This is a genomic window from Muricoccus pecuniae (assembly GCF_014199205.1).
Lineage (GTDB): Bacteria > Pseudomonadota > Alphaproteobacteria > Acetobacterales > Acetobacteraceae > Roseomonas > Roseomonas pecuniae.
The window spans coordinates 30,655-55,302 of sequence record NZ_JACIJD010000016.1; the positions used below are offsets into that span (position 1 = coordinate 30,655).

Annotated in this window: 23 protein-coding genes; 18 read left to right on the forward strand and 5 right to left on the reverse strand. The window is 71.9% G+C overall.

The genetic code is table 11. The features are described 5' to 3' along the window. The 4 genes from FHS87_RS16430 to FHS87_RS16445 all read left to right on the forward strand — a co-directional run bounded on the left by FHS87_RS16430 (position 1) and on the right by FHS87_RS16445 (position 3,575). Positions 1-1,173, forward strand: a complete 1,173-nt coding sequence (locus FHS87_RS16430; RefSeq protein ID WP_456306618.1) for a fumarylacetoacetate hydrolase family protein — start codon at positions 1-3, stop codon at positions 1,171-1,173. A 77-nt stretch (positions 1,174-1,250) separates the two neighbouring features. After that, complete coding sequence (gene otnC / locus FHS87_RS16435; protein WP_184520482.1) at positions 1,251-1,883, forward strand: 3-oxo-tetronate 4-phosphate decarboxylase; 633 nt, start codon at positions 1,251-1,253, stop codon at positions 1,881-1,883. Positions 1,884-1,966: 83 nt separating this feature from the next. After that, positions 1,967-2,212 carry a hypothetical protein gene (locus FHS87_RS16440; RefSeq protein WP_184520483.1) on the forward strand — a complete coding sequence of 82 codons (246 nt, stop codon included), beginning with the start codon at positions 1,967-1,969 and terminating at the stop codon, positions 2,210-2,212. A 247-nt stretch (positions 2,213-2,459) separates the two neighbouring features. Beyond that, positions 2,460-3,575: a THUMP domain-containing class I SAM-dependent RNA methyltransferase gene (locus tag FHS87_RS16445; protein ID WP_184520484.1), complete on the forward strand. Its 1,116-nt coding sequence runs from the start codon at positions 2,460-2,462 to the stop codon at positions 3,573-3,575. A gap of 7 nt (positions 3,576-3,582) precedes the next feature. Here FHS87_RS16445 and FHS87_RS16450 read toward each other — a convergent pair whose 3' ends face one another. Continuing rightward, on the reverse strand, positions 3,583-4,269 hold the full coding sequence (locus FHS87_RS16450) for a FadR/GntR family transcriptional regulator (protein WP_246418473.1): 687 nt from the start codon (positions 4,267-4,269) through the stop codon (positions 3,583-3,585). 88 nt (positions 4,270-4,357) lie between these two features. Here FHS87_RS16450 and FHS87_RS16455 point away from each other — a divergent pair, with 88 nt between their 5' ends. Together FHS87_RS16455 and FHS87_RS16460 are read left to right on the forward strand one after the other, a co-directional pair. Beyond that, entirely contained in the window at positions 4,358-5,260 is a 903-nt protein-coding gene (locus FHS87_RS16455; protein ID WP_184520485.1) for a fumarylacetoacetate hydrolase family protein, read from the forward strand. 123 nt (positions 5,261-5,383) lie between these two features. Continuing rightward, entirely contained in the window at positions 5,384-6,364 is a 981-nt protein-coding gene (locus FHS87_RS16460) for a tripartite tricarboxylate transporter substrate binding protein (protein WP_312862027.1), read from the forward strand. A gap of 297 nt (positions 6,365-6,661) precedes the next feature. Here the strand turns inward: FHS87_RS16460 and FHS87_RS16465 are convergent, their stop codons facing one another. The 3 genes from FHS87_RS16465 to FHS87_RS16475 form a co-directional block, all read right to left on the reverse strand. Next, the gene (locus tag FHS87_RS16465; RefSeq protein ID WP_312862028.1) at positions 6,662-7,507 is read right to left on the reverse strand and encodes an NAD-dependent protein deacetylase; all 846 of its coding nucleotides are present in this window, start codon (positions 7,505-7,507) and stop codon (positions 6,662-6,664) included. A 145-nt stretch (positions 7,508-7,652) separates the two neighbouring features. After that, on the reverse strand, positions 7,653-10,400 hold the full coding sequence (locus FHS87_RS16470) for a nitrate/nitrite transporter (protein ID WP_184520486.1): 2,748 nt from the start codon (positions 10,398-10,400) through the stop codon (positions 7,653-7,655). Positions 10,401-10,402: 2 nt separating this feature from the next. Beyond that, on the reverse strand, positions 10,403-11,176 hold the full coding sequence (locus FHS87_RS16475) for a helix-turn-helix domain-containing protein (protein ID WP_184520487.1): 774 nt from the start codon (positions 11,174-11,176) through the stop codon (positions 10,403-10,405). Between the two features lie 212 nt (positions 11,177-11,388). Here FHS87_RS16475 and FHS87_RS16480 point away from each other — a divergent pair, with 212 nt between their 5' ends. The 12 genes from FHS87_RS16480 to FHS87_RS16535 all read left to right on the forward strand — a co-directional run bounded on the left by FHS87_RS16480 (position 11,389) and on the right by FHS87_RS16535 (position 23,948). Beyond that, entirely contained in the window at positions 11,389-15,096 is a 3,708-nt protein-coding gene (locus tag FHS87_RS16480) for a nitrate reductase subunit alpha (RefSeq protein ID WP_184520488.1), read from the forward strand. Next, complete coding sequence (narH, locus tag FHS87_RS16485; RefSeq protein ID WP_184520489.1) at positions 15,096-16,613, forward strand: nitrate reductase subunit beta; 1,518 nt, start codon at positions 15,096-15,098, stop codon at positions 16,611-16,613. Before FHS87_RS16480 ends, narH begins: the two co-directional genes overlap by 1 nt. Then, a complete protein-coding gene (gene narJ, locus FHS87_RS16490; RefSeq protein ID WP_184520490.1) occupies positions 16,613-17,299 on the forward strand; it encodes a nitrate reductase molybdenum cofactor assembly chaperone in 687 nt (228 codons plus the stop codon). Before narH ends, narJ begins: the two co-directional genes overlap by 1 nt. A gap of 13 nt (positions 17,300-17,312) precedes the next feature. After that, positions 17,313-18,101, forward strand: coding sequence for a respiratory nitrate reductase subunit gamma (gene narI / locus FHS87_RS16495; RefSeq protein ID WP_221300006.1), 789 nt, complete (start codon positions 17,313-17,315; stop codon positions 18,099-18,101). 3 nt (positions 18,102-18,104) lie between these two features. Next, the gene (locus FHS87_RS16500; RefSeq protein ID WP_184520491.1) at positions 18,105-18,926 is read left to right on the forward strand and encodes a peptidylprolyl isomerase; all 822 of its coding nucleotides are present in this window, start codon (positions 18,105-18,107) and stop codon (positions 18,924-18,926) included. A gap of 11 nt (positions 18,927-18,937) precedes the next feature. Further along, positions 18,938-19,243, forward strand: a complete 306-nt coding sequence (locus tag FHS87_RS16505; RefSeq protein ID WP_184520492.1) for a hypothetical protein — start codon at positions 18,938-18,940, stop codon at positions 19,241-19,243. Beyond that, positions 19,240-20,499, forward strand: coding sequence for a molybdopterin molybdotransferase MoeA (locus FHS87_RS16510; protein WP_184520493.1), 1,260 nt, complete (start codon positions 19,240-19,242; stop codon positions 20,497-20,499). Before FHS87_RS16505 ends, FHS87_RS16510 begins: the two co-directional genes overlap by 4 nt. Beyond that, on the forward strand, positions 20,492-20,965 hold the full coding sequence (locus FHS87_RS16515; RefSeq protein WP_246418474.1) for a group III truncated hemoglobin: 474 nt from the start codon (positions 20,492-20,494) through the stop codon (positions 20,963-20,965). Before FHS87_RS16510 ends, FHS87_RS16515 begins: the two co-directional genes overlap by 8 nt. Continuing rightward, a complete protein-coding gene (mobB, locus tag FHS87_RS16520; RefSeq protein WP_184520494.1) occupies positions 20,962-21,504 on the forward strand; it encodes a molybdopterin-guanine dinucleotide biosynthesis protein B in 543 nt (180 codons plus the stop codon). The genes FHS87_RS16515 and mobB overlap by 4 nt, the downstream gene beginning before the upstream one ends. A 12-nt stretch (positions 21,505-21,516) precedes the next feature. Beyond that, positions 21,517-22,332, forward strand: a complete 816-nt coding sequence (locus tag FHS87_RS16525) for a carbonic anhydrase (protein ID WP_184520495.1) — start codon at positions 21,517-21,519, stop codon at positions 22,330-22,332. Next, positions 22,329-23,537 carry an NnrS family protein gene (locus tag FHS87_RS16530; RefSeq protein WP_184520496.1) on the forward strand — a complete coding sequence of 403 codons (1,209 nt, stop codon included), beginning with the start codon at positions 22,329-22,331 and terminating at the stop codon, positions 23,535-23,537. Before FHS87_RS16525 ends, FHS87_RS16530 begins: the two co-directional genes overlap by 4 nt. Before the next feature lie 63 nt (positions 23,538-23,600). Beyond that, a complete protein-coding gene (locus FHS87_RS16535; RefSeq protein ID WP_221300007.1) occupies positions 23,601-23,948 on the forward strand; it encodes a carboxymuconolactone decarboxylase family protein in 348 nt (115 codons plus the stop codon). 21 nt (positions 23,949-23,969) lie between these two features. Here FHS87_RS16535 and FHS87_RS16540 read toward each other — a convergent pair whose 3' ends face one another. Then, positions 23,970-24,425 (reverse strand): pseudoazurin, encoded by a 456-nt coding sequence (locus FHS87_RS16540; RefSeq protein WP_184520497.1) that lies wholly within the window; start codon positions 24,423-24,425, stop codon positions 23,970-23,972. Between the last annotated feature and the right edge of the window lie 223 nt (positions 24,426-24,648).

Below are 24,648 nucleotides of genomic sequence, written 5' to 3' on the forward strand. Positions count from 1 at the left end.
GTGCTGTCCGTCGAATCGACCCTGCCCCGGGACGCGGCGCGGGCGCTTCTCCTCGGCCGGGTCTGGCGGCCCGAGCTCGGCGGTCCCTCGGTGGTGGCGCTGCGGGACGGGCAGCTCTTCGACATCACCGCGAGCTTCCCCACGGTTCGCGACCTCTGCGAGGCCGAGGACCCCCCGGCGGCGCTGCGGGGTGCCGGGGGCGAGCCGGTCGGGCCTCTGGAGGAGGTGCTGGCGAACAGCGTTCCCGAGGCCCGCGATCCCTCGCGCCCCTGGCTGCTCGCGCCCATCGACCTGCAGGCGATCAAGGCCGCGGGCGTGACCTTCGTCGCCTCCATGCTGGAGCGCGTGATCGAGGAGCGCGCGAAGGGGGACCCGGACGCGGCGCTGGCCATCCGGGAGGAGATCGCCACCCTCATCGGCGGCGACCTGCGCGGCGTGCGCCCCGGTTCCGAGGAGGCGGCGCGCGTGAAGTCCGTGCTGCTCTCGCGCGGGGCATGGAGTCAGTATCTCGAGGTCGGCATCGGGCCGGACGCGGAGATCTTCACCAAGGCGCAGCCCATGTCGGCGGTGGGGACGGGGGCGGACATCGGCGTCCGCCCGGATTCGGGCTGGAACAATCCCGAGCCCGAGATCGTGCTGGCCTGCTCCTCCCGCGGGCGGGTCGTCGGCGCCACCCTCGGCAACGATGTCAACCTGCGCGACTTCGAGGGCCGCTCCGCGCTGCTCCTGTCCAAGGCGAAGGACAACAATGCGAGCTGCGCCATCGGACCTTTCCTGCGGCTCTTCGACGACGGCTTCGGCATGGACGATGTCCGGCGCGCCGTGATCTCCCTCCGCGTCGAGGGAAGGGACGGCTTCCGGCTGGATGGCGAGTCCTCGCTCGCCGAGATCAGCCGCGATCCGGCCGACCTCGTCTCCCAGGCGATCAACGAGCACCACGCCTATCCCGACGGGCTCGTGCTCTTCCTCGGCACGATGTTCGCGCCGGTGAAGGACCGCCACCAGCCCGGGCAGGGCTTCACGCACGACATCGGGGACGAAGTGGTCATCTCCTGCCCGTCGCTGGGCAGCCTGGCCAACCGTGTCCGCCACACGCAGGACTGCCCGCCCTGGGCTTTCGGGACGGGCCATCTCATGCGCAATCTCGCCCGGCGCGGCCTGCTGGCGGGCTGACCGCGCGGGATGGCCCTTGCGCGGCGCGGAGCCCGCCATTCCCTCCGCCCGCGCCCGATGCTGGAGACCGACGAGGCATGAACGAGGATGAGCTGCGCGAGGCGATCTGCGCGCATGGGCGGCTGCTCTTCGGGCGGGGTTTCTCCGTGGGCTCGGCCGGCAACATTTCCGTGCGCCTGCCGGACGGGTACCTCATCACGCCGACCAACTCCTGCCTCGGCCGGCTGGAGCCGGGCCGGATCAGCAAGCTCGATCCCGACTTCCGCCACGTCTCGGGGGACAAGCCGTCGAAGGAGGTGTTCATGCACCGGGCGTTCCTGACGGCCCGGCCGGAGACGGGGGCCGTGGTGCACCTGCACTCCACCCACGCCACGGCGATCAGCTGCCTCGCCGCGCCGGGCGAGACGGCGCCCGTGCCGCCGCTGACGCCGTACTTCGTCATGCGGATCGGGCGCGCGCTCCCGGTCCTGCCCTACTACCGGCCGGGCGATGCGGGGATGGAGGCGGCCATCGCGGAGGCGGCGCGCGACTGCCGCGCCGTGCTGCTCGCGAATCACGGCCCGGTGGTGAGCGGGAAGTCCCTCGACGACGCGGTCTACGCGGCCGAGGAGCTGGAGGAGGCCGCGCGGCTCGCGCTCATGCTCCGCGGCCAGCCGGCCCGCCAGCTCTCCCCCGCCCAGATCGAGGACCTGCTGCAAACCTTCGGCTAGGGATCACGAAGACGAGACAAGGCGGGGAATGACCACACGGATCAACCCGCCTAAGCTCTCATGCAAAGAAGAGGGAGGCGAGTATGGCACAGCCCGTCCAGGACTACCCCACGACCGAGACCGACTACCTGCCGCACGTCATCGCGCGCTGCGTGGAGAAGGCGAACCGCTACGGCACGCCCTACCGGTTCCGCCTGAACGGCGCCGAGGTGATCGTCCGCCCGGGCAAGACGGCGGAGGAGGTGAACGAGGAGGTGCAGCGGCAGTGGCAGGCCGCCCGGATGGCCGCCCCCATGGACGGCGGCTCGGGAAGCCCGGCAGCGCCGTAGCCCGCGCGCGGGCGGTAATCCTGGGACTGCTGCTGGCGCCGGATCGGTGATCCGGCGCGACTGGGATGGTGGCCGCATCGCCATTGATCCTGGCGATGGCGGCGCTGCGCCCGCCCCGCATGACCGGTGCATCGCCGCGTCGGCGTCGTCGCCGAGATGGGCGCGCGTCCCATGGCCCTGGTATCTGTTCCCCCGCGGGGGTGATACAGGGGCCCGCGACGCGCTTACCCCCGGCTATGCAGGCGAGATGACGCAGGACAAGGACTTCGAGATCTTCCTCGCGGCCGCGCCGGGGCTGGAGCCCGCGCTCCTCGCCGAGGTGCGCGGCAAGGGCTTCAAGCAGCCGAGGGCCGTTCCCGGCGGCGTCACTCTCCGGGGTGGCTGGCCGGAAGTCTGGCGCGCGAATCTGTGGGTCCGCGGGGCCGGGCGCGTCCTGGCGCGCATCGATTCCTTCCGCGCCGTCCACCTCGCCCAGCTCGACAGCCGCGCGCGCCGCGTCGCCTGGGCGGGCGTCCTGCGTCCCGACCTGCCGTTCCGGGTCGAGGCGTCCTGCGCGTCGTCGCGCATCTACCACAGCGGCGCCGCGGCGGAGCGGATCGAGCGGGCCATCCGGGAAACGCTCGGCGCGCCCCACTCGCCCGATGCCGAGATCGTGGTGAGGGCGCGCATCGAGAACGACGTCTGCACCATCAGCGTCGATAGCTCGGGCGAGCCGCTGCACAAGCGCGGCTACAAGGAGGCCGTCAACGCGGCGCCGATGCGGGAGACGATGGCGTCGCTCTTCCTGCAGGAATGCGGATACGACGGCACCGAGCCCCTGCTCGATCCGATGTGCGGGTCGGGCACCTTCGTCATCGAGGCGGCGGAGATCACGGCGCGGCTCAATCCCGGCCGCGCCCGCCACTTCGCCTTCGAGAAGCTCGCGACCTTCGACGCAGAGGCCTGGCAGCGCATGCGCGAGGTGAAGAGCCGACGCGTGCCGGCCGCCCGCGTCTTTGGCAGCGACCGGGATGCGGGCGCGGTCGCCATGAGTATCGCGAATGCCGAGCGGGCGGGCGTCTCCGACATCGCCGGGTTCCGGCAGGCGGCGATCAGCGAGGTCGTCCCGCCCGATGGCCCGCCGGGGCTCGTCATCCTCAACCCGCCCTACGGCACCCGCATCGGCGACAGGACGACGCTCTCCCCCCTCTACCGCGCGCTCGGGCAGGTGCTGAGAGGCCGCTTCGCGGGCTGGCGCGTCGGCCTCGTCGCGAGCGAGCCGCGGCTGGCCCATGCCACCGGGCTGCCCTTCCTGCCGCCCGGCCCGCCCGTCCCGCATGGCGGGCTGCGCGTCTCCCTGTTCCGCACCGAAGCTCTGCCGTGAGGCGCCGCTAGTCGCCGAACATGTAGCCCTGCACGAAGAGGATGTGGTCCCGCATCACGCGCCGCGCCTCGGCGCGGTCGCGCTGGCGCACCGCCTCCACCATGGCGTGGTGGTGCCCTTGCAGGATGGCGCGGTGCCCGGCCGTGTTGCCGCGCGCCTTGAGCTGCCCCCAGTCGGTCCGCTCCCGCACGCGGGCGAGGGAGCGGGACATGGCGATGACCGCGCCGTTATGCGTGCCCAGCGCGAAGGAGTCGTGAAGCTCGGCATCCCAGTGCTCGAAGCCCGCGAGGTCCGCGGCCTCGTCCGTGCCGCGCAGGCACTCGGCCATGCGGGCGATGTCGGCGGGGGTGGCGCGGGCGACGGCGAGGGAGATCGTCTCGGGCTCCAGGATGAGCCGGCACTCCAGCACGTCGGAGGGGCTGAGGGATTCGCCCTCCTGCGGCGGCGCGGCGGGCGGCGCGCTGCGGAAGGTGCCGCGGCCGACATGGCGGTGGATCAGCCCCTGTGCTTCCACGGCGTCCAGCGCGCGGCGCACCGTGTTGCGGGCCACGCCGTAGAGCAGGCCCAGCTCGCGCTCCGTCGGCAGCCGCTCCCCGGCCGTCCAGCGGTCGGCGCGCAGGTCCCGCTCCAGCGAGGCCTGCAGCGCGGCCGCGCCGCGGCGGCCGGGCGGTTCATCCTTGGGGGAGGGGGGCATCCAAAGCGCTTGACGGGTTGGACCAAGGCGTGAACCATAACGCCATATTGGTTCAGATCAAGCGCTGATTGGTATAGGAGTTCCCGGCATGAGGCTCGCCATGGTGAGAATGGGCGGCGTGCCGCGCCCCGTGCGGGTGGACGCCGCGGGGCGCCGCTTCTGGCCGATCGAGGGCTTGCCGCAGGACATGGCGGGGCTGATCGCGGCGCTGTCCGGTGGTGCGACGCTGCCCGAGCCGTCCGGGGAGGGAGAGGTGCTGGAGGAGGCGATGCTGCTCGCCCCCCTGCCCAACCCGCCGCGCAACCTCTTCTGCGTCGGCAAGAACTACCACGCCCACGCGAAGGAGTTCGCGGGCAGCGGCTATGATTCCTCCTCCACCGGCGCGGCGGACGCGATCCCGAAGGCGCCGATCATCTTCACCAAGCCCTTCACCACCATCTCCGGCCCCTGGGACGACATCCCGCTCGTGCCGGGGCTGGACGCGGAGGTGGACTACGAGGCGGAGCTGGCCGTCGTGATCGGGCGCGGCGGGCGGGCCATCCCGAGGTCGCGGGCCATGTCTCACGTCTTCGGCTACACCGTGGTGAACGACGTGACGGCCCGCGACCTGCAGGGCGTGCACAAGCAGTGGCTGCTGGGCAAGGGGATCGACGGCTTCTGCCCCATGGGCCCCTGGATCGTGACGGCGGACGAGCTGGACGCCGCCGCCATGCGGGTGAGCTGCACGGTGAACGGCGAGGCGCGGCAGGATGCCGTGACCGCCGACCTCATCTTCGACATCCCGACGCTGATCGAGACGATCTCCCTCTCCATGGCGCTGCTGCCCGGCGACGTGATCGCGACGGGCACGCCCGAGGGGGTGGGAATCGGCTTCAAGCCGCCGCGCTTCCTGCGCGACGGCGACGTGGTGGAATGCGCGATCGAGGGCATCGGGCGCATCCGCAACACGGTCCGCAAGGTGGAGGCCGCCGCGCTGCGCGGCGCCGCATAAGACCGGGGCGGGTGTCGCGCCCGCCGCGTTGAGCAAGGGCGTTCGAGGGGCGGCGGAAGATCGCCCCCGGGCGCGAGGGGTCGGGGAAGGACGGGCGGCGTGAATGCCCGCGGGAGGAATGGCGTGCTGCATCGTCGCGAGATGGCCGCAGCGCTGGCGGCGGCGGGACTGGTCCCGCTGGCCGCGCGCGCGCAGGGCGCCTGGCCGGCGCGGGCGGTCCAGATGGTCGTCGCCTTCCCGCCGGGCGGGCAGGCCGACGTCACCGCGCGCCCGGCGGCCGCGGCGCTGGAGCGGGTCTTCGGCCAGCCCGTGCCCGTGGTGAACCGGCCCGGCGCCGGCGGCATCGTGGGCAGCGCGAGCGTCGCCCGCGCCGCGCCCGACGGCTACACCGCGCTGATGGCCCTCTCCTCCCTCGGCGTGCTGCCGGAGAGCGAGCGGATCATGGGGCGCGTGCCCGCCTACACGGTGGACCAGCTCGCCCCCATCGCGCGCATCACCGCCGATCCCACCGTGCTGCTCGTGCCCGCGTCCTCGCCTTGGCGGAGTGTCGAAGAGTTCGTCGCGGACGCGAAGCGACGCCCGGGCGCGATCAGCTTCGGCTCGGCCGGCAACTACTCCACCCTGCACGTCGCGATGGCGATGTTCACGGGATCGGCCGGGATCGACCTGCTGCACGTGCCCTTCCAGGGCGGCGGCCCCGCGCTGACCGCGCTGCTCTCGGGCACGCTGGACGCCCTCGCCTCCGGCCCCGGCCCCGCGCTGGCCCATGTGCGGGAGGGGCGGCTGCGCGCGCTGGCGAGCTGGGGGCGCGAGCGCATCCCCGGCTTCGAGGAGGTGCCGACCTTCATCGAGCTCGGCCACCCCGAGGTAGAGTTCTACATCTGGACCGGCGTGTTCCTGCCGCTCGCCACCCCCGCGCCGGTGCAGGAGCGCTGGCGCGCGGCGCTGCGCCAGGCCTGCGAGCGGGACGAGGGGCTGCGGCGCGCGCTGGACGCCGCCGGAAGCCCGATCGCCTACCAGGACGGCGAGGCGTTCGAGCGCTTCTTCCGGGACGACACGGCACGGCTCGTCCGCGCCGTGCAGCGGATCGGCAAGGTGGAATGACGGCCCGGGGCGGGCAGGGATGAAGGGCGGGGCTGCGAGCCACCCTCGCGAGCACGGGGACTTGGGCAGGCCTCGCGCACCGGGCGCGTGACGCGGTACGGCGCGGGGAGCGCCTTGCGCTGAAGCTGCCGCCTGGCCGTACATGTTCCGATCGCGGCGGGGAGCCATTGCGCCCGTGCGTGCCGAGCGGCGCACCGCAGCGGTGAGGGGCCCCGAGGATGAACCGGCCCGTCCGCTCCTCGGCCGGGGCGGTGTTCCCTGACCTGTCCCCGCTGAGGCCGGCGGAACGCGTCGGCGCTAGAGAAGGAAGCCGAGGGCCTCCGCGCAGGGCTGCTCCACCTTGAGCGCCAGCATCGGGTCGGCGCGCGTGCGGCCGAGATTGATGGCGGCCAGGGGCTTGCCCGCGCTGGCCGCCGCCTGGGCGAAGCGGAAGCCCGAGAAGACCATCAGCGAGGAGCCGACGATCAGCATCGCATCGGCCCGGTCGAGCGCGCGGAAGGCCGCCTCCACCCGCTCGCGCGGCACGCTCTCGCCGAAGAAGACGACGTCGGGCTTGAGCACGCCGCCGCAGGCCGGGCAGGGCGGCACGCGGAAGAGGTGGAAGTCCTGCCCCTCCAGGTCCGCATCGCCGTCGGGCGCCTCCGCGGCCTCCAGCCCGGCCCAGGCGGGGTTGAGGAGGGACAACCTCTCCTGCATCGCCTCGCGCGGCATGACGTGCCCGCAGCCGGTGCAGCGCACCCTGTCCAGCCGGCCGTGGAGGTCCACCACCTCCTCGCTCCCGGCGGCCTGGTGGAGGCGGTCCACGTTCTGGGTGAGGAGGAGTTCGCTCCGGCCCAGGCCCTCCAGCCGGGCGAGTGCCTCATGCGCCCGGTTGGGCCTGACCTGGCCGAAGCGGCGCCAGCCGATCAGGCTGCGGGCCCAGTAGCGCTGGCGCGCGGCCTCGCTGCCCATGAAGGCCTGGAACGTCATGGGCTGGGCGCGCTTCCACTGGCCATCGGCGTCCCGGTAGTCGGGGATGCCGGAACCCGTGCTGCAGCCGGCGCCCGTCAGCACGAAGAGCCGCCGGTGGCGCCCGATGAATTCCTGAAGCCGCGTGCTGTCCTGCATCAGGGGCATGTAGGAAGCGGCCGCGGCGGCCGCCACGTTCCCGGCACCCCTTCCACGGCATCGGCCCCTGCGCCCCGGAAGGTTCTCCTCCCCGGGCCCAGGGGCCGGTCGATGCAAGCAAGTCAGCGGCGCCGAAGTGTCGGCGGCCCGGGCTTCGCCGGGCCGCCGGGGGATGGTGCGGCTACTCCGCAGGCACGGCGGAGGGCGAGGTCGCCTCGGCCTTCCTGCGCTCCACGTCGTGCAGCAGGCCGCCGCGCCGGGTGTAGACCCACCAGGTGATGGCGATGCAGCTGACGTAGAAGACGAGGAAGCCGTAGAGCGCGACCTCGGCCCCGCCGGTCGCCGCGATGGAGCTGCCGAAGGACTTCGGGATGAAGAAGGCCCCGTAGGCCGCCACCGCGGAGGTGAAGCCGATGATCGCGGCCGATTCCTTGTCCGACTGCTTCACCAGCTCGCTCGCCGTCAGGCCCGGTTCGAGGCGTGCGACCTCCTTTCGCATGATCGCGGGGATCATCTGGAAGGTGGAGGCATTGCCGACGCCGCTGGCCGCGAAGAGGAAGAGGAAGCTCGCGAAGAAGACCGGGAAGGCCGTCGGGCTGCCCTTCATGCCGATGGCATAGAGGATGCCGAGCGTGCCCAGGCTCATCGCGACGAAGACCCAGAAGGTGAGCCGGCCGCCGCCCAGCCGGTCGGTGGGCTTGCCGGCCGCCGCCCGCGCCAGGGCGCCGACGAGCGGGCCGAGGAAGGCGTAGGACAGCGCGTTCACCTCGGGGAAGAGAACCTTCGTCAGCAGCGGGAAGGCCGCGGAGAAGCCGATGAAGGAGCCGAAGGTGCCGGTGTAGAGCCAGCACATGATCCAGTTGTGCGACCGGCGGAAGATGACGGACTGGTCGGCGAAGGAGGCCTTCATCGTCGCGATGTCATCCATGCCGAACCAGGCCGCGAAGGCGCTGGCGACGATGAAGGGCACGAAGACGAAGCCCGCATTCTGCAGCCAGAGCGGAGCGGTGGCCGCGCCCTGCGGCGTGCCGCCGAGCGCGCCGAAGGCCCCGGCGGTGATCGCCAGCGGCACCACGAACTGCACGACGCTGACACCGAGATTGCCGAGGCCCGCATTGATGGCCAGCGCGCTGCCCTTCTCCGACTTCGGGAAGAAGAAGGAGATGTTGGCCATGGAGGAGGCGAAGTTGCCGCCGCCGAGGCCGCAGAGCAGCGCGAGCGCGAGGAAGATCCAGTAGGGCGTGCCGGCATCCTGCACCGCGAAGCCGATGCCGAGCGCGGGCAGGAGCAGCGACCAGGTGGTCAGGGTCGTCCAGAGCCGCCCGCCGAACATCGCGGGCATGAAGGAGTAGAAGACGCGGAGCGTGGCGCCGGAGAGGCCGGGCAGGGCGGCGAGCCAGAAGAGCTGCTCGTTGGTGAAGCGGAAGCCCGCGGCCGGAAGCTTGGCCACCACGACCGACCACACCATCCACACCGCGAAGGAGAGCAGCAGGCAGGGCACCGAGATCCACAGGTTGCGCCGGGCGATCCGGCGGCCCGTGCCGGCCCAGAAGCCCCCGTCCTCCGGGCGCCAGTCCTGGATGGCGCCCCTGGCCGCCATCGCCTCCTGCTGGGCGGGGCCATGGATGGGCTGCATCTCCGGCAGCTCGGGCAGGGAGCGCACGGGAACCCCGGCCTCGGCGGCCGCGCGCTCCATGCCGCGGATGGCGAAGTGCATCCACAGGACGGCGGAGGTGACCACGAGGAAGAGCAGCCAGAAGCAGCTCTGCCACACGCCGGTGAGGTCGTTCAGCGCGCCGAAGGCGATCGGCAGCAGGAAGCCGCCCAGGCCGCCGACGAGGCCCACCATGCCGCCCACCGCGCCGACGCGGTCGGGGTAGTAGATGGGGATGTGCTTGTACACCGCGGCCTTGCCGAGGCTCATGAAGAAGCCGAGCACGAAGGCGACCGCCATGAAGCCGAGGATGCTGAGCTTGGTGGAGAACTCCACCGGACCGCGGATGCCCTCCATCACGTAGTGGGTGGGCGGGTAGGAGAGGATGAAGGTGCAGGCCACGCCGACGAGGAGCGACCAGTACATCACCCGCCGCGCGCCGTAGCGGTCCGACAGGTGCCCGCCATAGGCGCGGAAGACCGAGGCGGGGATGGAGTAGAAGGCGCCGATCATGCCGGCCGTCTTAATGTCCAGCCCGTAGACGCCGATGAGGTAGCGCGGCAGCCAGAGGGCCAGGGCGACGAAGCCGCCGAAGACGAAGAAGTAGTAGAGCGAGAAGCGCCAGACCTGCACGTTGGCGAGCGGCGCCATCATCGCGCGCAGCGATTCGGGCTTCATGCCGGAAGCGCGGCGCCGCGCGAGATCGGGATCGTCCTTCGTGAAGAGAAAGAACAGCACCGCCGTGACGGCGAGCGCGACCGACCAGATCAGCGCCACGGTCTGCCAGCCATAGGCGACCATGATCGTCGGCGCGGCGAACTTCGTCACCGCGGCACCGACATTGCCCGCGCCGAAGATGCCGAGCGCCGTGCCCTGCTTCTCCTTCGGGAACCACTTGGCCACATAGGCCACGCCGACGGAGAAGCTGCCGCCCGAGAGACCCACGCCGAGGGCGGCGAGGAGGAAGGTCGGATAGTCATAGGCGAAGGTCAGCAGCGCCGTCATCGCGGCGGCCGCGAGCATGGTGATGACCAGGACGACGCGCCCGCCATACTGGTCCGCCCAGACGCCGAGGATCAGGCGGATGAGCGAGCCGACGAGGATCGGCGTGCCGACGAGCAGGCCGAACTGCGTGTCGGTCAGCCCGAGGTTCTTCTGGATCTGGATGCCGATGATCGCGAAGATCGTCCAGACCGCGAAGCATATCGTGAAGGCGAAGGTGGACAGCCACAGGGCACGGCCCTGGTCGGCTGGTGCGACCGGAGCGGTCGTCATCGTCAGGCTCCCTTTGCTTGGAGAGGGTGAAAGTCTTCCGCGCCGTCGATCAGCGGATCGAGGGCGAAGCGGGTGCGGGCGGAAGCGGCGTCATCGAGGGTGACGAGATCGCCCTCGACCCGGATGCCGTGGCGGGCCATCGCGCCCAGCGAGCGCGAGAAGGTTTCGCGCGTCATGCCGAGCTCGGAGGCGATCAGCCGCTTCTCCATCGGAAGATGCACGGGCGTGCCGGGCGGCACGGAACCCGTGAGCCGGACGAGGTAGCAGCCGACGCGCTCCTCGGCCGATCGCAGGCCGAGATTCTTCACCTGCTTCACCCGCCGGCGGAACTGCGCGGCCTGGCAGCCGAGGACGGCAAGGCAGAAGGCGTGGTCGGACGTCACGGCTTGGCGGAAGCTCTCCGCCTGCACCATGAGAAGGCTCGCCTCGCCCAGCACGCGGGCGCGCAGGAGATAGGGCTGGCAGTTCAGCACCGCCGCGGGCAGCAGCAAATCCACCGGGCGAATGAGTTCGACGAAGGATTCGTCGCGCCCGCGCACGCCGAGCAGCTCCACGCTGCCGCCGATCAGGAACTGCGCGAAGGCCGGCGTCTCGGATTGCTCGAAGACGATGCTCCCGCCGGGCAGGCGGTGCAGCACGGCGTGGCCGGCGAGATCGTCCAGGACATTCTGGGAAACGGAGCGGAGCCAGGGCGTCGCGGCCAGGGCGTCGCGCGGGGTGGCCGGGCGGTCCTCCGGCACGCCGTGCGCCTCATGGTCTCCGGACGCCAATGACATGTGGGTATCCAACGCCGTGCACCTCTGCCGTGCCGCGGGAGTCCCGGGGGCAGGATGCCCTGGCGTGATTCCAGCACGGTCATTCGCGCCATTTCGTCACATGGAGGCATTGACGCAGATCAAAGCGCCGGACGACCGGACTCACCAAACATGGCGTCATGCTTCGCGGATCTTCCCTTACCGGGGCGCCGCCAACCGCAGGATTTCCAGGGATGAGCCACTTTCTCGACCGGCTGACCTTCTTCAAGAAGCAGGTCGATACCTTTGCCGACGGGCATGGTGTCGTGACGAACGAGCCGCGCGCCTGGGAGGACGGCTACCGGAAGCGCTGGCAGCACGACAAGATCGTGCGCTCCACCCATGGCGTGAACTGCACGGGCTCCTGCTCGTGGAAGATCTACGTCAAGGGCGGGATCGTCACCTGGGAGACGCAGCAGACCGACTATCCCCGCACGCGGCCGGACCTGCCGAACCACGAGCCCCGGGGCTGTGCGCGCGGTGCCAGCTATTCCTGGTACCTCTACTCGGCGAATCGCGTGAAGCACCCGATGGTGCGCGGCCGGCTGATGAAGCTGTGGCGCGAGGCGCGCGCGATCCGCACGCCCGTCGCCGCCTGGGCCTCCATTGTCGAGGATCCGGCGAAGCGCGCGAGCTACACCGGCAAGCGCGGCCTGGGCGGCTTCGTCCGCGCGAGCTGGGGCGAGGTGAACGAGATCATCGCGGCCGCCAACGCCTACACCGCCAAGACCTTCGGCCCGGACCGCGTGATCGGCTTCTCGCCCATTCCGGCGATGTCCATGGTCTCCTACGCCGCGGGCTCGCGCTACCTGTCGCTGCTCGGCGGCGTCTGCATGAGCTTCTACGACTGGTACTGCGACCTTCCGCCCGCCAGCCCGATGACCTGGGGCGAGCAGACCGACGTGCCGGAGAGCGCGGACTGGTACAACGCCGGCTACCTCATGCTCTGGGGCTCGAACGTGCCGCAGACGCGCACGCCGGACGCCCACTTCTACACTGAGGTCCGCTACAAGGGCACGAAGAGTGTCGTCGTCTCGCCCGACTACGCCGAGGCCACGAAGTTCGCCGATCTCTGGCTGCACCCGAAGCAGGGAACCGACGCGGCGCTGGCGCTCGCCATGGGCCATGTGATGCTGCGCGAGTTCTACCTCGACCGCACCGTGCCCTATTTCGAGGACTATGCGCGGCGCTACACCGACATGCCGATGCTGGTCCGGCTGGTGCGCCAGGGCGACCGCTACGTGGCCGAGCGGCTGCTGCGCGCTGACGACTTCGTCGAGGGGCTGGGCGAGGCGAACAACCCGGCCTGGAAGACCGTGGCGCTGGACGCCTCCGGCCAGCCCGTCGTGCCGCGCGGCTCCATCGGCTTCCGCTGGGGCGAACAGGGCAAGTGGAACCTGGAGGAGAAGGAGAGCGGCGGGGCCGATGTCTCGCTCGCGCTCACCCTCGCCGGTGACAGCCCCACGGCGCGGGTCGCCTTCCCCTATTTCGGCGGCAACGCGACGAACGGCTTCGCCTCGACCGAGCATCCCGACGTGCTCGTGCGCAACATCCCCGTGCGCAAGCTGCAGCTGAAGGACGGCGAGGCGCTGGTCGCGACCGTCTTCGACCTGCTCTGCGGCAATTACGGCCTCGATCGCGGCTTCGGCGGCGGGCATGTTGCCCGTTCCTACGACACCGACGAGCCCTTCACCCCCGCCTGGGCCGAGCGCATCACCGGCGTGCCGCGCCACCAGATCATCCACGTGGCGCGCGAGTTCGCCTCCAACGCCGAGAAGACCAACGGCCGCTCCATGGTCATCCTCGGCGCGGGGCTGAACCACTGGTACCACATGGACATGGCCTACCGGGGGATCATCAACCTCCTGGTCTTCTGCGGCTGCATCGGGCAGTCCGGCGGCGGCTGGTCCCACTATGTCGGGCAGGAGAAGCTGCGGCCGCAGACGGGCTGGGCGCCGATCGCCTTCGCGCTCGACTGGAACCGCCCGCCGCGCCAGCAGAACTCCACCTCCTTCTTCTACGCGCATACGGACCAGTGGCGCTACGAGACGCTGGGCGTGTCGGAGATCCTCTCCCCCACGGCGCCCGAGGGCGATTGGAGCGGCTCGCTCATCGACTACAACGTGCGCGCCGAGCGCATGGGCTGGCTGCCCTCCGCCCCGCAGCTGAAGCAGAACCCGCTCACCATCACCGCTCGCGCCCGCGCCGCGGGGCTGGAGCCGAAGGACTACGTGGCGCAGGCCGTGAAGTCCGGGGAACTGGAGCTGTCCTGCCAGGACCCGGATGATCCCGCGAACTGGCCGCGCAACATGTTCGTCTGGCGCTCGAATCTCCTGGGCTCTTCGGGCAAGGGGCACGAGTACTTCCTCAAGCACCTGCTGGGCACGAGCAACGGCGTGCTCGGCAAGGACCTGGGCGAGGAAGGGCAGGAGAAGCCGCAGGAGGTCGCCTGGCACGATAAGGCGCCGGAGGGCAAGCTCGACCTGCTGGTGACGCTGGACTTCCGCATGTCCACCACCTGCGTCTACTCCGACATCGTCCTTCCGACGGCCACCTGGTACGAGAAGAACGACCTCAACACCTCCGACATGCACCCCTTCATCCACCCGCTCTCCGCCGCGGTGGACCCGGCCTGGGAGGCGCGCTCGGACTGGGAGATCTACAAGGGCATCGCGAAGACCTTCTCCGAGATCGCGCCCGAGGTGCTGGGCCGCGAGACGGACGTCGTTCTCACGCCCATCATGCACGACACGGCCGGCGAGCTGGCCCAGCCCTATGACGTGCAGGACTGGAAGCGCGGCGACATCGCGCCGATTCCCGGCCGGACCATGCCGGCCGTCAGCGTGGTGGAGCGCGACTATCCCGCCCTCTACGAGCGCTTCACCTCCGTCGGGCCGCTGCTGGAGAAGCTCGGCAACGGCGGCAAGGGAATCGGCTGGAACACGCAGCACGAGGTGGAGTTCCTGCGCGCCCTGAACGGCACGGCGAAGAACGGTCAGCCGAAGCTGGATGCCGACCTGGACGCCATCGAGGCCATTCTCAGCCTCGCGCCGGAGACCAACGGCGAGGTGGCGGTGAAGGCATGGGAGGCGCTCGGCAAGTTCACGGGCCGCGAGCACGCCCACCTGGCCATCACCAAGGAGGACGAGAAGATCCGCTATCGCGACGTGCAGGCCCAGCCGCGCAAGATCATCTCCTCCCCCACCTGGTCCGGGCTGGAGAGCGAGAAGGTCTGCTACAACGCCGGCTACACCAACGTCCACGAGCTGATCCCCTGGCGCACGCTGACCGGACGGCAGCAGCTCTACCAGGACCACCTCTGGATGCGCGGCTTCGGCGAGAGCTTCGTCACCTGGCGCCCGCCGGTTGACACGAAGGCGGTGGCGCCGGTGATGGGCCGGCACGGCAACGGCAACACCGAGCTCGTGCTGAACTTCATCACGCCGCACCAGAAGTGGGGCATCCACAGCACCTATTCCGACAACCTGCTGATGCTGACGCTGAACCGCGGCGGCCCCGTCATCTGGATGAGCGAGGACGATGCAAAGCGCGCCGGCATCGCCGACAACGACTGGGTCGAGGCCTACAACGCCAATGGCGCGCTGGTGGCCCGGGCCGTCGTCTCCCAGCGCGTGAACCCCGGCATGGTCATGATGTACCACGCCCAGGAGAAGATCGTGAACGTGCCGGGCAGCGAGATCACCGGGAAGCGGGGCGGCATCCACAACTCCGTCACCCGCGCGGTGCTCAAGCCCACGCACATGATCGGCGGGTACGCCCAGCAATCCTATGGCTTCAACTACTACGGCACGGTCGGCTCGAACCGCGACGAGTTCATCGTCATCCGGCGCATGAACAAGGTCGATTGGCTCGAGGATACCGCCGCGAAGGAGACCGTGTGATGAAGGTTCGCGCGCAGATCGCGATGGTGCTGAACCTCGACAAGTGCATCGGCTGCCACACCTGCTCGGTGACGTGCAAGAACGTCTGGACCAGCCGCGAGGGTGTGGAATACGCCTGGTTCAACAATGTCGAGACGAAGCCGGGCATCGGCTACCCGAAGGACTGGGAGAACCAGAAGCGGTGGAAGGGCGGCTGGGTCCGCCGCGAGGACGGCAAGATCGAGCCCCGCATCGGCGCCAAGTGGCGCGTGCTGAGCAAGATCTTCGCCAATCCCGACCTGCCGGAGATCGACGACTACTACGAGCCCTTCACCTTCGACTACGAGCACCTGCAGAAGGCGCCCGAGGTGAAGGCCATGCCGACGGCCCGCCCGCGCTCGCTCATCACCGGCGAGCGGATGGAGAAGATCGAGTGGGGCCCGAACTGGGAGGAGATCCTGGGCGGCGAGTTCAGTAAGCGCTCCCGCGACCACAACTTTGAGGGCGTGCAGAAGGACATCTACGGCGCCTTCGAGAACACCTTCATGATGTACCTGCCGCGGCTGTGCGAGCACTGCCTCAACCCGGCCTGCGCCGCGGCCTGCCCCTCGGGCGCCATCTACAAGCGCGAGGAGGACGGCATCGTCCTCATCGACCAGGACAAGTGCCGGGGCTGGCGCATGTGCGTCTCGGGCTGCCCCTACAAGAAGGTCTATTACAACTGGTCCTCGGGCAAGTCGGAGAAGTGCACCTTCTGCTTCCCGCGCATCGAGGCCGGCCTGCCGACCGTGTGCTCGGAGACCTGCGTCGGCCGCATCCGCTATCTCGGCGTGGTGCTCTACGACGCCGACCGCATCGCGGAAGCGGCCTCGGTGCCGGACGAGGGCGACCTTTACGAGGCGCAGCTGAAGGTCTTCCTCGATCCCTTCGACCCCCGCGTGCAGGCACAGGCGCGGGCCGATGGCATCTCCGACGCCTGGCTCGAGGCCGCGAAGCGCTCGCCGGTCTGGCGCATGGCGATGGACTGGAAGATCGCCTTCCCGCTGCACCCGGAATACCGGACGCTGCCGATGGTCTGGTACGTGCCGCCGCTGAGCCCGATCCAGTCCGCCTCCGCCAAGGGGGACCTCGGCGAGGTGGGCGGCATCCCCGACGTGAAGTCGCTCCGCATTCCCGTGGAGTACCTCGCCAACCTCCTCACCGCCGGTCGCACGCAGCCCGTGGAGCTGGCGCTGGAGCGGATGCTGGCCATGCGCTCCTTCATGCGCAGCAAGACCGTGGACGGCGTGGTCGACGACGCGCTGGCGGAGCGCGTCGGCCTCTCCGGCAACGACATCGAGGAGATGTACCGGTTGATGGCGATCGCGAATTACGAGGACCGCTTCGTGATCCCCACCGCCCATCGCGAGACGGGCGAGGACGCCTACCAGCTCAAGGGCTCCTGCGGCTTCTCCTTCGGCGACGGCTGCTCGGGCAAGACCGGCTTCAACCTGTTCGGCGCGAAGAGCGGCGGCAAGACCCCGATGGAGGTCGAGTGATGTCGCGCACGTACCGGGCGCTCGCCGCCCTGCTCTCCTATCCCACGGAGGCCCTGCGGGCGGCGGCGCCCGAGATCGCCGCCGTGCTGGAGGCGGAGGCGATGCTGTCCCCCGCGCGGCGGGAAGCCCTGTCAGGCCTCCTCCGCGACCTCGCTGAGGGCGACATCTACGAGGCGCAGGAGCGCTATGTCGCGCTCTTCGACCGGGGCCGCGCCGTCTCGCTCCACCTGTTCGAACACGTCCACGGCGAGAGCCGCGACCGCGGCCAGGCCATGGCGGACCTGATCACCCTCTACGGGGAGCACGGGCTGGAGATGGCGCCGGGCGAGCTGCCCGACTTCCTGCCGCTCTTCCTCGAGTTCCTCTCCCTCCTGCCCCCCGCGGAGGCGCGGGAGCTACTGGCGGAGCCGGCCGCCATCCTCCGCGCGCTGGCGGACCGGCTGCTCCAGCGGGACGCCGGCTACGGGGCGGTGATGGAGGCGGTGGCGGAGTTGGCGATGGCGCCCGCCATCGGCGCCTCGGCCATCCCGGACGAGGACCCCGACGATCTCGCCGCGCTCGACGCGGCCTGGGAGGAGGCGGCCGTCCGCTTCGGTCCCGGCGAGGCGATGGACGGCTGTGGAAGTGACCGTCTGCGGACGCGCCTGCGGGCCGCGACGCGCGACGCCGCCCAGGCGGCGGCCTGAAGAGGAGGGCATCATGGCTTGGCTCAACAACGCGCTTTTCGGCTGGTATCCCTATGCCGCGCTGAGCGTCTTCCTGCTCGGCAGCCTGCTGCGCTTCGACCACTCGCAGTACACTTGGCGCACCGGCTCCAGCCAGCTGCTGCGCAGCAAGCAGCTCCGGCTCGGTTCCAACCTCTTTCATGTCGGTATCCTCGTGATCTTCGGCGGCCATCTCGTCGGCCTGCTGACGCCGGTGGCGGTGTTCGACGCGCTCGGTATCGGCCACGGCTTCAAGCAGGGCATGGCCATGCTCGTCGGCGGCGTGGCGGGCATCGCCTGCTGGATCGGCATCGCGCTGCTGGCGCATCGCCGGCTGCTCGATCCCCGCATCCGCAAGACCTCCAGCTTCAGCGACACGGCGATCCTGCTGCTGCTCTGGGCGCAGCTCACCCTCGGCCTGCTGACCATTCCCGTCTCGGCGGGGCACATGGACGGGCATGAAATGGTCAAGTTCATGACCTGGGCCCAGGGCATCGTGACGCTGCAGCCCGGCGTCGCCGCCGAGATCGCGGATGTCAGCATCATCTTCAAGCTGCACCTCTTCCTCGGCATGACGCTCTTCGTGGTCTTCCCTTTCACCCGGCTGGTGCATGTGTGGAGCGCGCCCGTCTGGTATCTCGGCCGCACCGGCTACCAGGTGGTGCGCACGCTGCGCCCCGTCGCGCGCCCCCGGCCCGAGGCCGCCGCGCGGCCGGCCGCCACGGCGCCGGGCCTCCGCCCCCTGGCGGAACCCGCCCCGCAGCTCGCGACGAGCGGGGACTGAGCCATGCGCCTCGTCACTCTCCGGAACTCGACGGCGCCGGTCATCGCCGTCAACGACGTGGTCATCGCCAACGCCGCCATCGCGCGGGAGGTGCAGAACCATGCCGGGGCGAATGCCCGGCAGGGCTGGGAGGAGGCGACGCGCGCCCTGGTGGTGCGGGAGCTGCTCACCCAGCGCGCGCGGCTCCTCGGGCTGGTTGCGGAGCCGCAATCCCTCGACGGCCTGCGCGAGACGGAGGAGGAGGCGCTCATCCGCGCTCTCCTCGAAGCGGAGGTGAGGACGCCGCGCGCGGACGAGGAGACCTGCCGCCGCTACTACCTCGCCAACCCCGCGCGCTTCCGCAGCCCCGACCTGTTCGAGCCCGTGCACATCCTCTTCCAGGCCGCACGGGACGACGAGGCGGCCTTCTCCGTGGCGCTGGAGCGCGCGCGCGCCGTGCTGGCGGAGGTGACGGCGGAGCCCGGCCGCTTCGAGGCGATGGCCCGCGCCCTGTCCGACTGCCCCTCCGCGGCGGAGGGCGGACGGCTCGGCCAGGTGGCGCGCGGCGACACCACGCCCGAATTCGAGGCGGCGATGCTGTCGCTCCGGGCGGGCGAGACCTGCGCCGAGCCCGTGCTCACCCGCTACGGCGTGCACGTGCTGCGGCTGGAGCGGAAGGTCGAGGGCGGGCTCCTGCCCTTCGAGGCGGTGCGTGAACGGATCGCGCGCTTCCTGGAGGAGAGCTCCTGGCGCCGCGCCGTTGCCCAGTACGTCGCGCTGCTCGCGGGGCAGGCAAGGATCGAGGGCTTCGACATGCCGGGCGCCGCGACGCCGCTGGTGCAGTAGGGGAGGCGAGGATGCTGGGCGAGATCCTGGGCGGGCTGACCGACCCCATGCGCGCGGAGGAGATCCTCCTCTTCGTCGGCCAGCCCGGGATGCGGGAGCGCGTCGAGGAGGCGGCGGCGAAGGACGGCGTGCCGGTCGGCGCGCTGGTCGCCTCCAAGGTCCGCCACCTCGTGGACCACGGCGACGAGGAGGTCTGGCTCGACCTCGTCGGCGCCATGGCGGGCTCCCCCCAGCCCGCCGCGGCGGCGGTCGAGCGCGTGCTGGCGCGCGCCTTCCCCGATCCGGTGCGGGTGCGCCTCACCCGCCGGGCGTCATGAACGCGATCAGCCCGAACCTCGCATGCTGCGCGGGCGGCATGGCGTTCGGGGAGGCGAGGGCGCGAGTGCTGGCCCTCGCGCCGGGGCTGCCGATGGCGCCGGAGACGGTGCCGCTGGAGGAGGGCGCCGGCCGCATCGCCGCCGCCCCCGTGCGGGCGCGGCTGTCCCTGCCGGGCTTCGACCAGTCGGCCATGGACGGCTATGCCGTCCGCACCGCCGGTCTGCTGCCGGGCGCCTGGCTGCCGGTTGCCGGCCGCACGGCCGCGGGCGAGGAGCCGGTCTTCCTCCGCCCGGGCACGGCCCATCGCATCCTCACCGGCGCGCCGGTGCCCGAGGGCGCCGATGCCGTGATCGCGCAGGAGGAGGTGCTGCGCCGGGAGGACACCGTCCGCATCGGGGCGCCGCCCGCGCCGGGCGCCCATCTCCGCCGCCGGGGCGAGGACATCGCGGCGGGCGACACCCTCCTGCGCGAGGGCACGCTGCTGGACTGGCGGCACCTGGCCGTCCTCGCCGCCCAGGGCATCGGATCCGTCGAGGTGCGCCGCCGCCCCCGGGTGGCCTTGCTGTCGAGCGGGCGCGAGCTGCGCGCCCCTGGCGATGAGCTGGCGACCGGCCAGATCCACGATTCCAACGGGCCGATGCTGCGCGCCCTGCTGCGCGCCTGGGGCGCGGAGGTGCACATCCGGCCGCCCGTCGCCGACGAGCCCGCCGCGATGCGCGAGGCTCTTCGCGATGCCGCCGCCGGCGCCGATCTCGTCCTCACCACCGCGGGCATCTCCGTGGGCGAGGAGGACCATGTGCGCGACGCGCTCCTCTCCCTCGGCGGCGAGCTGTCGGTGCTGAAGGTCGCGATGAAGCCGGGCAAGCCGCTGGGCGCCGGGCGGATCGGCGACGCGGTCTTCCTCGGCCTGCCCGGCAACCCGCAGGCGGCGCTCGCGGGGGCGCTGGCCTTCCTCCGCCCCCTGCTCGCCCGGATGACGGGCGCGGCCGAGCCGGCGGGGCTCGCCGCCCTGGCCGGCTTCGCCATGGCCCGGAAGCCGGGGCGGGCGGAGTTCATCCCCGTCTCCCTCCACCGGCGCGGCGCCTGCCTCCGGGCGGAGCGGGCGGGGCCGGACGGCGCCGGGCGGCTGGCGCCGCTCCTTCTCGCCCAGGGCCTGGCCTTCCTGCCGGCCGGGCGGGACGAGATCCGGCCGGGCGACGAGCTGGAGATCCTGCCCTTTCCCTCCGCGTTCCCCGGGGAGGCGGCCCATGGCTGACGAGGCGCAGGAGGCCGCGACGCGGCGGCTGGGGGCGACCCGCGCCGCGCAGGAGGCGACCGGGCTGGACGAGGCGGTGATCGAGCGCCTCGTGCGCGCTTTCTACGACGCCGCGCGCGAGGACGCGGTCCTCGCCCCTCTCTTCGCCGGTGTGGAGGACTGGGAGGTTCACATCGCCCGGCTCTGCGCCTTCTGGTCCTCGGTGGCGCTGATGACCGGGCGCTACCACGGCCAGCCCATGGCGGCGCACGCGCGGCTCGACCTTCGCGCGGCGCATTTCGCGCGCTGGCTCGCCCTCTTCGAGAGGACGGCGCGCGAGGTCTGCACCCCGGCGGGGGCGGATCATCTCCTCGAACGCGCCCATCGGATCGCCAGGAGCCTGGAGCACGGCCTGGCCTTCCATCGCGGCGAACTTCCCCGGCCCTTCTCGGCGGCCTGGGCCAAGGCAGCAGGGACATCCCCATGAGAGTGTTCGGTATCGTCGGCAGCTGCGCCGCCAAGGCGGGCATCGTGCCGGGACTGGTGGCGGAGCTGACGCGCCGCGGGCTGCGCGCCTCCACGATCAAGCACGTGCCGGACGACCTGGACCTCGACAGGCCGGGCACCGGGAGCTGGGCCGCGCGTGAGGCGGGGGCGGAGGAGATCATCCTCGCCAGCGGCACGCGCCACGTCCTGATGCGGGAGCTGCGACGGATGGAGGACGAGCCGGAGGTGGAGGCGCTGCTCGCGCGTCTCTCCCCGGTGGACATCGTGCTGCTGGAGGGCTTCCGCCTCTCCCCCTATCCGAAGCTGGAGGCGGTGAGGGCCGGGGGCGACCGGCGCCTGCTCGCGCTCGACGACCCCTCCGTCCTCGCCGTGACGGGCGACAGGCCAGTGGCGGCGCCCGTGCCCTTCCTGCCCCTCGCCGACCGGGCGGGCCTGGCGGATTTCGTGCTCGCCCACGCGGCCGAGCCCTTTGCCCCGGGGATGGGCCTCTCCGCCCCTGCCCCGGGCGTGCTGGCCTAGGAGGCGCGCGTCATGCCGCAGATCCATTCCTGGAAGCGCAACCTCTGCGGGTGCGCGCCCCGCCCCGCCGGCACGGGGCCTCGGCTCGCCGCCACGGGCCTGCCGCGCTCCCCCACGCGGGCCGACGAGCCCCCCGAGGGGACGGCGCTGCACCGGCTGGTGCAGGGCTTCGGCCGCTTCCGCCACCAGCATTTCGAGGTGGACGAGGACCTCTTCAGCCGCCTGCTGGAGGGGCAGCACCCGGAGGTGATGGTGATCGCCTGCTCGGACAGCCGCACCGATCCCGCCATCATCTGCGGCGCCCGGCCCGGCGACCTCTTCGTGGTGCGGAACGTGGCGGCGCTGGTGCCGCCGCCCACGGATGACGGCCAGCCGCACGGCACCGCCTCGGCCATCGAGTTCGGCGTGAAGGCGCTGGGCGTGCGGCACATCGTCGTCCTCGGCCACTCCTTCTGCGCGGGCGTGCGCTGCCTGCTGGAGCACGACCACGGCGCCCGGCGCTTCGACTACGTCTCCGACTGGGTGGAGGTCGCGCGCGAGGTGCGCGAGGAGATGGACGGGCTCGTCACCGATGCGGACCGCGCCCTGATCGCGCGGCAGGCGGAGCAGGCCGCGCTGCTGGCCAGCCTGCGCCACCTCGCGGCCTATCCCTTCGTGGCGGACCGCGTCGCCGCCGGGCGGCTCTCGCTGCACGGCTGGTACTTCCACTTCGGCTGGGGCGTGCTGCAGGCGGCCGCCGGGCCGCGCGGGCCCTTCCGCCAGCTCGACCCCGACGCCCCGCTGCTGCCCGCGATCGGGGCCGCCGGCCCGCTGGAGCGCGCGGCGTGAGCGCCGGGGCCGCGGGGATGGCCGGGCCGGCGGTGCCCCGGGGCTGGGCGCCCTTCGGCCAGGGCTTCCGGCCCTTCTTCCTCATCGCCGGGGTCTGGGCGCTCCTCGCCATCCCCGGCTGGATCGCGGCCCTGCACGGCGCGGCCCTGCCGGACGGGCCGCTGCCCCTGCCGCGCTGGCACGCGCATGAGATGCTGGCGGGCTTCATCGGCGCGGCGCTCGGGGGCTTCCTGCTGACGGCGGTGCCGAACTGGACGGGGCGCCCCGGCTATTCGGGCCCGCCGCTCGCGCTCCTCGCGGCGCTCTTCGTGGCGGCGCGGCTCGCTCTCCTGCCCGGCTCGCCCCTGCCCGTCGGGGTCGCGGCGGCGGTGGCGCTGATTCCCCTCCCGGCGCTGCTGGCCACCGTACTTCCCGCCGTGGCCGCGGCGCGCAAGGCGCGGCTCCTCGGCCCGCCCGCGCTGGTCCTGGCCTTCTGGGCCGGGGACCTCATGATGCTGGGCGACGCGGCGGGCTGGCTGCCCGGCGCCTTCTCCCGGGGGCAGGCCCTCTGCCTCGATGTCGCGCTGGTGCTGGTGGGGCTGATCGGCGGGCGGATCGTGCCCTCCTTCACGATGAACGCGCTCCGCAAGGCGGGGGAGGAGGCGGAGCTGCGCCCCATCCCCGGGGTGGACCGGGCGGCGGTGCTCTCCCTCCTGGCCGTCGTGGTGGCGGATCAGGCCCTTCCCGGGAGCGCGGCGGCCGGGGTGGCGGCGGGAGCGGCGGCGCTGTTCACCCTGCTGCGCCTGTCCCGCTGGCACGGGCTGAGGACGCTCGGGCAGCCGATCCTCTGGGTGCTGCACCTCGCCTATCTCGTCCTGCCCGTCTCGCTCGCGGTGAAGGCCGCCTCCCTTCTCGCCGGTCCCGACTGGGCGGCCGGATGGATGCACCTGCAATCCATCGGCGCGATCGCGCTGATGATCCTGGCGGTGATGACGCGGGCGACGCTCGGCCATACCGGGCGGGCGCTCGTCGCGGCGCCGCCCGTGGTGCTGGCCTATCTCCTGCTGCTCGGCGCGGCCCTCGCCCGGGGCTTCGGCCCCGCACTCTGGCCGGGGATGGGCGCCTATGCCCTGGCGGGCGCCCTCTGGGCCGCCTCCTTCGGGCTGTTCCTCGCCGTCTACGCGCCGATGCTGCTGCGGACGCGGCCGGACGGGAAGCCGGGCTGACCGGCGGGGCAAACCGCCCCGGCGGTGCCGCGTTCGGTCGGTATGCCGGGAGCGGAGGGGCGGATGTCTGACGAACGGGAACTTCCGGCCGCGGCGGGTGCCGTGGCGAGGGCCCATCCGGACCTGTACCGGGCCTATGCGGCCCTCGGCGAGGCCTGCGCCGCCGCCGGCCCGATCGACCGGCAGGCGCAGCGCCTCGTGAAGCTGGCCCTCGCGATCGGTGCGGGGCTGGAGGGCGGCGTGCACTCCCAGTGCCGCCGAGCACTGGCCGAGGGGGTGCCGAAGGAGGCACTGAAGCAGGTCGCCCTCATGGCGATCCCGACGCTCGGCTTCCCGCGCGCGGTGGCCGCGCTGACCTGGATCGAGGACCTGACCGATCCCGAGACCCGCCGCCACCGGACGAAGCCCTGAGGGCTTCGCCGGGCGGGAGGATCAGTCCCCCAGCCCCTGGAACATCCTCTGGAAGCGCTCGCGCGCGCGGGTGGGATGGGAAGCGGCGCGGGCCTGCTCGAGATTCGCCCTCGCCGCCTCGCCCTCGCCCACCACGACGAGGCCGACCATGCCCATCCCGTAATGCGGCTTGCACTGGATGCCGTAGATGCCCGGCCGGTCGAAGGTGACGGTGATCTCCTCGTTCATGCGGCCCTTGAAAAGGGGCGCGCCCTCGGGAGCCATGGCGGGGATCGACTCCGCGTTGTGGCCGGGGTTGCTCGCGCGGAAGCGCAGGCTGTCGCCGGGCGCGATGCGGAGGAGGGAGGGCTCGAAGACCATCATCCCCGCCTCGCCGCGGTCCAGCATCCGCACCTCGTGCTCCGCCGCCAGGGCCGGGCCGCCCAGCATGGCGCCCGCCATCAGCAGCCCGGCGATCGCCCGTGTCGAATTCCGCATCTCGCTCTCCGTTCGCGCCGGGACTCCCTGCGGCTCCCTGTGGCGCTCGGGGCGAAGCCTGAGCCGGGCGCTCGGATTCGTCCTTGTCCTGGAACAAGGACGGCCGGCCTCTGCGCCTCCCGGCCGGCCGCGTGGCTGAGGAGACGCCCGGCATCCCGGCGGTCGCCTGTCCGGCCCCGGTCCTCAAGGAAAGATTCACGCATCTGACGATATAGAGAGCCCG